The 7,575-nt window shown below is 39.3% G+C and carries 7 protein-coding genes; 1 reads left to right on the top strand and 6 read right to left on the bottom strand.

Features of this window, described 5'->3' with window-relative positions; all coding sequences use genetic code 11:
• Positions 1-213 precede the first annotated feature (213 nt).
• The 6 genes from KQI69_RS09130 to KQI69_RS09105 all read right to left on the bottom strand — a co-directional run bounded on the left by KQI69_RS09130 (position 214) and on the right by KQI69_RS09105 (position 6,325).
• Entirely contained in the window at positions 214-519 is a 306-nt protein-coding gene (locus tag KQI69_RS09130) for a hypothetical protein (RefSeq protein WP_216565074.1), read from the bottom strand.
• Positions 520-947: 428 nt separating this feature from the next.
• Positions 948-2,288 (bottom strand): AAA family ATPase, encoded by a 1,341-nt coding sequence (locus tag KQI69_RS09125; RefSeq protein ID WP_216565073.1) that lies wholly within the window; start codon positions 2,286-2,288, stop codon positions 948-950.
• 14 nt (positions 2,289-2,302) lie between these two features.
• The gene (locus tag KQI69_RS09120; RefSeq protein ID WP_216565072.1) at positions 2,303-2,950 is read right to left on the bottom strand and encodes a YigZ family protein; all 648 of its coding nucleotides are present in this window, start codon (positions 2,948-2,950) and stop codon (positions 2,303-2,305) included.
• On the bottom strand, positions 2,932-3,984 hold the full coding sequence (locus KQI69_RS09115) for a lysylphosphatidylglycerol synthase transmembrane domain-containing protein (RefSeq protein WP_216565071.1): 1,053 nt from the start codon (positions 3,982-3,984) through the stop codon (positions 2,932-2,934). The genes KQI69_RS09120 and KQI69_RS09115 overlap by 19 nt, the downstream gene beginning before the upstream one ends.
• Before the next feature lie 98 nt (positions 3,985-4,082).
• Entirely contained in the window at positions 4,083-5,333 is a 1,251-nt protein-coding gene (locus KQI69_RS09110; RefSeq protein ID WP_216565070.1) for a glutamate-5-semialdehyde dehydrogenase, read from the bottom strand.
• Positions 5,334-5,458: 125 nt separating this feature from the next.
• Positions 5,459-6,325 (bottom strand): DegV family protein, encoded by an 867-nt coding sequence (locus KQI69_RS09105; protein WP_216565069.1) that lies wholly within the window; start codon positions 6,323-6,325, stop codon positions 5,459-5,461.
• 228 nt (positions 6,326-6,553) lie between these two features.
• Between KQI69_RS09105 and KQI69_RS09100 the strand changes: the two genes are divergently transcribed.
• Positions 6,554-7,438: a DUF3881 family protein gene (locus KQI69_RS09100; protein WP_216565068.1), complete on the top strand. Its 885-nt coding sequence runs from the start codon at positions 6,554-6,556 to the stop codon at positions 7,436-7,438.
• Positions 7,439-7,575 lie beyond the last annotated feature (137 nt).

Below are 7,575 nucleotides of genomic sequence, written 5' to 3'. Positions count from 1 at the left end.
CCCACTTATTGCTCTACGCAATAGAAGTGGGGGACTTCCTTGATAGTGTTAAAATAATATTCTGCAGCTCTCATAAATTATCATCTGATAATATAGACTATCAATCGGATATTAACAATCCACTCTGTTACTTGATAGTGTTAAAATAATATTTTGCAACACTCGTAAATCATTATCTCTGGTAATGCAGCCTTTAATGCGTTTCATCATATCCTAGCTGTTATTATTCTCGTCATTTAGCGGGCTGGCATTATTCTCACCATTTATCTCGGCGTCATCATCATATTGTTCCATATCCTCACGCATTTCATCCTCCCCATGCATTTTAGGATGAATAACCCTGTAAATAATCGTGTAAGCATAAAGAAGCAACGGAATCATTATCGTCATCCCCACACTCGCCATAAAAAGCCCATGAGCCTGCGGCTTAGCAAAAATCGCCGCCACAAACGAAGCTATATACATCCCAACAAGAAGTACACACATAATAATAGCCGCAATCTGTTTTACCTTCTTCAATCAACTCACCTCACAATCCTAATCTAAAATCCATCTCATATCACAATTTACTAATACAGAAATCTGTTTTTATATAGTAATCTATATTTCAAATATCACTTACAATCACATATACAAATATACAAATATATCTATCACACTTTTCTTCTAATTCCCACTTATAATTTCTTTTCTATTTACAAATATATCTCGCCTTATAACCCCCATCATATCATCTTCACTTATATTCATATAATCATAATCCCAACAACCTCAATAGCGAAACTCTCAATACCTGTAATTGATCGTAACGATATAGCAGATAATGTTAGCAGGCATTCTTGTCGCCGTCAGTACTTAGTTGGCGTCTTATGCCAACTTATGTACTGCTACGAGCGACATATAGCGAGAGCGTGCCTGCGGTATTATCTGCTATATCGTTACAATCCTCACAACCTTTCAAGAGTTTCGCTCTCAGCCTTAATCTTTTTAATATATTCGTTTATAGTCCTCTCATACCCATTATCCGATGGCACATAAAACCTGCGTCCCACAAGTTCATCCGGAAGATACTGCTGTCTGACATAATGATTCGGATAATCATGTGCATATTTATATCCCATCCCATGACCGAGTTTTCCTGCACTTTTGTAATGTGCATCTTTAAGATGATCCGGCACTCCGCTTATCTTTTCATTCTGAACAGACTGCATAGCATCATCTATAGCCATTATAGCAGAATTACTCTTTGGTGCTGATGCCACATATGTTGCCGCCTGTGCAAGCACTATCCTTCCCTCAGGCATACCAAGTCTTTCTACCGCCTGTGCCGCACTTACCGCTATGACAAGTGCCTGTGGGTCTGCATTTGATACGTCCTCGGCTGCACATATCATTATCCTTCTTGCGATAAATTTCACATCTTCACCAGCATAAAGCATCCTCGCAAGGTAGTATACAGCCGCATCCGGGTCTGAACCACGCATACTCTTTATAAAGGCAGATATTGTGTCGTAATGATTGTCCCCTGTCTTATCATATCTTACAGGTCTTTTCTGTATGCACTCCCCTGCGACTTCAAGCGTTATATGAATGATGCCGTCATCTCCTCTGTCTGTCGTTAAGATTCCAAGCTCAATGGCATTTAAAGCTGCCCTTGCATCCCCGTTTGCCATGTCTGCAAGAAATTCAAGTGCACTATCATCTATCTTTGCACTGTATGAGCCCATTCCTCTCTCTTTGTCATTTACGGCACGAAGTATCAGTTCTTTTATATCCTCTGTCTCAAGTGCTTTTAACTCAAATATCCTCGACCTCGATATAAGAGCACTGTTTACCTCAAAATACGGATTTTCAGTTGTCGCACCTATAAGAATGACCGTTCCGTCCTCTACAAACGGTAACAGATAATCCTGCTGTCCCTTGTTGAACCGGTGAATCTCATCTACAAAAAGGATAGTTTTTTTGCCATACATCCCTGCATTATTCTTGGCTTTCTCTATGACTTCCTCCATATCCTTTTTTCCGGCACTTGTCGCATTTATCTGTAAAAACTCTGCACTTGTTGTGTTTGCGATAACTTTTGCAAGCGTTGTCTTTCCTGTTCCGGGAGGACCGTAAAATATGATGGAGCCTAGTTTGTCAGCTTTTATCGCACGATATAAAAGTTTGCCTTTCCCGACAATATGCTGCTGCCCCACCACCTCATCAAGCGTTCTCGGTCTGAGCCTTGATGCAAGCGGAGATTCATCCTCTTTATTTTTTTCACGCATATAATCAAATAAATCCATGACTTACTACCTTTCTAAAAGATTACAGGGCTGCCGTCAAGCATTGCAAAATATATTTCCTCACTGTCATCTATCCCAGCCTTGCCTGCCGTCGCTTCTATTATCTTTTTCTTTAGTTCCTCACATTTTTCAAGCGGTACTATAAGTGTCATTGTAACCTTATCCGTATACTGCGTATCTGTTATCGTTATGTCCATATTTGCAGCAATATACTGCAATTTGCCCACACCGTTGTAATCAGTGTCTATCACAAATTTCTTTCCGGCTTCCTTGGTTATGATACTGCTGTTTGCAAGTCCCTCTTTTGTCGCACCAGAATACGCCCGTACAAGTCCTCCTGTGCCAAGAAGCGTTCCACCAAAATATCTCGTAACGATAACAAGGATATTTATTATGCCTGCTCCCTCGATAACTTCAAGTATAGGCTTTCCTGCCGTCCCCTGCGGCTCTTTGTCATCACTGCATCTTTTTGTCTGACCATTTTCACCTATAACATATGCAAAACAGTTGTGTCTTGCATCCCAGTATTTTTTTCTTGTCTGCTCAATTATCTCAAGAGCCTCATCCTCACTCTCTACCTTAAACACATTTGCTATAAACCTTGACTTTTTTTCAACTATCTCCCCTGTTCCACCTTTATAAACTATCTTGTATGCTGACATCTGCTCCTCCGTACATTCTGAAATTGTGCAAACATTGATACTGCCGCACTGACTATAACTAAACCATAAAAATTTGAAGCCCTGCTAAGAAGCATTGCTGATACTGCAATGCTGTGTCCCATGACCGGTGCGAAAAGTACCACGAAAAATCCCTCGTTTGCTCCGACTCCTCCAGGAAATGGAAGTATGTCTATACAGACCGACACAAAACTTTGAAGCATGATTATCTCCAACACAGAAAATCCACTGCCGCCAAGTGCCGTATAGACAAACCATGTTACCGCAAAGTACGAAATCCTCTGAACACAGGTCGTAAGAAATACGATGACCGCAACTTTGACATGGGTACGCATATACACCGCCCCCTCTTTGTATGACTCAAGCAGAGCATCTAGCTTCTTTTCTGCCCTCTCCTTATGCCTTACTATATGTAATTTATGCAAAAGCCATGTTCCCATATAAGCAAGTTTCTTTGCTCCTGTCTCCGAAAAAACTATGATGGAATACAAAACTATGGAAACTACATTTACTGCCATTCCGACAATGAACAGCCACATATATCCGCCGATATATTTTACGGCAAAATCAAAATGGAACAAAAATACATACAGCTCAAATACAACAAGTACGACTTTGTATATTATCGTCCAGAAGAGAAGTGTCACAGAAGATGCCCCTGCGTTTATCCCCTCCTCATGCATATAATATACCTGCATAGGCTGTCCACCCGATGCCGACGGTGTTATCGCATTAAAGAAAAATCCGATAAATGAATATTTTATACATTTTAGTCCCTGTTTTTTGAAATCAAGTGAATGTAATATTATCTGCATGGAAACTCCTTCCATGATAACATACATAAGTGCCGCAAGCATCGAAAGAACCATATCAAATTTCTTTGCACCCTTCATCGCATTTAATATGTCATTTAAGTCCTGGTCTTTTAAAAGCACATAAAACACCGCCGCTAAAAGCACCGCCATAAACATTACATTTAAGTAGTATTTTTTATTTTTACCCATTATTTCTCCCATCCTATCACTCTATTATCCATTTGTGAAGCATCTATCCTAAAAAGCCCGACAAGCAAATCTTTTAACCAGTGTCTCTACTTTCGTTCTATTTTTATACGCTAAATTCTTATCTGTCCATCCCCATTTATAAGATACTTCATAGTCGTAAGTTCCCTAAGTCCCATAGGTCCTCTTGCATGAAGTCTCTGTGTTGATATTCCTATCTCTGCCCCAAATCCAAATTCACCGCCATCGGTAAATCTCGTTGAACAGTTTACATATACGCAGGCACTGTCTATCTCCCTCTGGAATCTTTCAGCATTATTCAGATCATTTGTGATGATACACTCTGAATGTCCCGTAGAATATTTTGATATATGCTCTATGGCTTCATCTATATTATCTACGACTTTTACAGCCATGATATAATCGTCAAACTCTGTCGCATAATCAGACTCTGTTGCCTCTTTTATGCTCTCTCCCAATATCTCTCTTGTTCTGTCGCATCCTCTTACATCTACATCAAACTTTTTGAACTCCTCCATAAGCCTTGGAAGGAATTTATCTGCAACTGACCTATGCACAAGACATGTCTCAAGTGCATTGCATACGCTCGGTCTCTGAGTCTTTCCATTATTTGTGACAGATACAGCCATGTCTATGTCTGCACTCTCGTCTATATAAATATGGCAGTTTCCGCTTCCTGTTTCTATCACTGGCACTGTGGCATTTTCTACTACCGCCTTTATAAGCCCTTTTCCTCCCCTTGGGATAAGCACATCTATATATCCGTTCGCCTTCATCATCTGGTTTGAACTCTCTCTTGATGTATCTTCGACAAGCTGGATCACATCTCTTGGCAGACCACATTCCTCTACGGATTCCCTCATGATGTCCATAAGTATCTTATTTGAGTTTATCGCCTCCTTGCCGCCTCTTAATATGGCTGCATTTCCACTTTTTATGCAAAGCGTTGCGGCATCGACCGTAACATTTGGTCTTGACTCAAATATAATGCCTATGACACCCATCGGAACTCTTGTCTTTGTGATCCTCATTCCGTTTGGTCTTGTGTACCCTTCAATAACCTCACCCACAGGATCATTTAACCCAGTCAGATATATACATGCATCCGCTATGTCATTTATCCTTTCAGGTGTAAGCCTTAATCTGTCAACCATAGCATCTGTTATTCCATTTTCCTTTGCCATAGCTGTGTCTTTCTCATTCTCTTTAAGTATAACCTCTATATTTTTTCTAAGATTTTGAGCTATCCTCTCAAGAATCTCATTCTTCTTTGCCGTCTTTGCCGTTGCAATGCTTTTTTTTGCAGCCTTCGCTGCTTCGCCTAACTGCTCGATATAATTCATCTGTTTCTCCCCTCCATAAATATTAACGATCTATCCATAAAAAAGTCTTCAAAAAAATGATAAGTTAAAAATTTGTTACTATCAACCTCTACGGTACTATCAGCAACAATTACAACCAATTTTAATCAGTCAATAACTTTTGAACATGCGACTGCTATAGAACCTGCTCCTATATGACATGCGATACTTAACGACAACGGATATACATCTACCTGCTCTACACCAAATTTTTCAATCACCTGCTGCTTTAATTCCTCTGCTGCCTCAGGATTTTTTGTATGTGCGATCTCCATATGTATGTTCTCCATATGGTCAGTACCGCCAAATCTTTTATTTATATCATCCTCGATAGCAGAAAGCATCTTTTTAACACCCTGTTTTTTAGTCTTTGCGATCGTAAATGCATCAAGTTTTTCTCCCTGAATAGTAAGAACTGGTTTTAATCTTAAAGCAGAGCCGAGTGCTGCCGCCGCAGGTGTTATCCTTCCGCCCTTTTTAAGATATTTGAGCGTATCAAGCATTATATATATACTTGACTCAAACTTAACTCTCTCAAGTTCTTCTTTTATCCTTTCTGCCGTAAATCCTCTTTTTGCAAGTTCTATGGCATCAAGTACTGACTGACGCTGTGTGACCGATATCCTCTGGTTGTCAACAACCTGTACTTTACCATCATAATCATCTGATAACATCACCGCCGTGTGACATGAACTTGACAGCCCGCTGGACATAGGTATATATACAACCTCGTCTGCACCCTCAAGTGCCTCATCCCACATTTTCATAACATCTTCAGGTGATGGCTGTGATGTAGATATATCAACATCACTTTCAAGTTTCTTAAAAAACTCCTCCTGTGAAAGACTTATCTCCTCAAAATATGTCTTTCCATCAATAAGAAACGGCATAGGTATGACTCTTATACCAAGTTCCTTTGCCTCTTCAAAATTTATACCGCTATTACTATCCGTAATAATCGCAACCTTACTCATATCAACCTCCGGTCAAAATTTCTATACGTTTGTATTTTTATTTTTGTACTTTATAAAATGATTGAAAAAAATATTTTCCAAAATAGATTATATCCTAAATCATATTTTTTTACAAGAAATTAGGTAAAATGGAGTAATGTGGCTTGTAGCTTAAACAGTCATGTAGTATCATATGAATACAGCAGAAACATATAATCATTTCTGAATAAATAAATGAGGTAAAACTTTATGCATAGATTTTTAAGAGCTGTCGGTTTCAGCAATATTTCATCAAAACAGGATATGGATAAACTTCTTGGTCTGTCCATGGATAAACCATCTGTCAGCAAACAGATATTGGTAGGCGACGGCAAAAAACTCACTGAGCTTAGTCGTGAGTTTGCACATAATACAGGTATAACCATACGCGGAGAATATGATAAACTAGGCTTTTTTCATGTTGACCATTATTTTCCATATTGCAGCAGTTCACTTATCACAATGCGCACAGATGTCACGATAAACAAACGCGTTGACACGAATGCCTATACCGGTATGTGTGATGATATACGCATGGCAGTGTCTGTGATTTTTTATCTTCAAAATTCAATCGACTATATAAAACTTAAATTTACTGATAATACGCCACATCGTGCAAACCTTGCACTCTCAGGACTTTCTCTTGAGGGACGTATTTTACTTGGAATACAGAAAACTGATGAGAGTATCAATAGAAGAAATAACGAAATACGAATGAGAAGACAGCTTTTATTACAGGCAAAAGAGGGAAATCAGGACGCTATCGACAGTCTCACGCTCGATGAGATAGACCTGTCAGGCAGACTTGGCAAGCGCATCATGACAGAAGACCTGTATTCTATCGTTGAATCAAGCTTCATCCCATACGGCTCGGAATCTGACAACTATATGATAATCGGAACGATATTAAACTGGTCACTAACAACAAATCCTTACACAAACGAGGATGTTTTCCAGCTTCTTATAAATTGCAATGATGTTGTCTTAAATATTGCCATAAACAGAAAAGACCTTGAAGGCGAACCTATGATAGGCCGTCGCTTCAAGGGCATTATCTGGATGCAGGGGCATGTAGATTTTATTTCAGCTAACTAGTACAACGAAAATTAAGTTGTACTAGTGTATTGACCTGTTGATATTTTGCCAAATAACTTGTATAAATTTCCATCTGCTTCGTTGTCATCAATCGCCGTAGCCCGCTACGGCTCATTCTTCCGTCTTGCAGACTGAAA

Origin of the sequence: Eubacterium sp. MSJ-13 (genome assembly GCF_018918235.1) — a bacterium.
Taxonomy (GTDB): Bacteria; Bacillota; Clostridia; order Lachnospirales; family Lachnospiraceae; genus Butyribacter.
The sequence above is the reverse complement of the archived record's forward strand: the minus strand, read 5'-3'. Positions and strand labels throughout refer to the sequence as shown.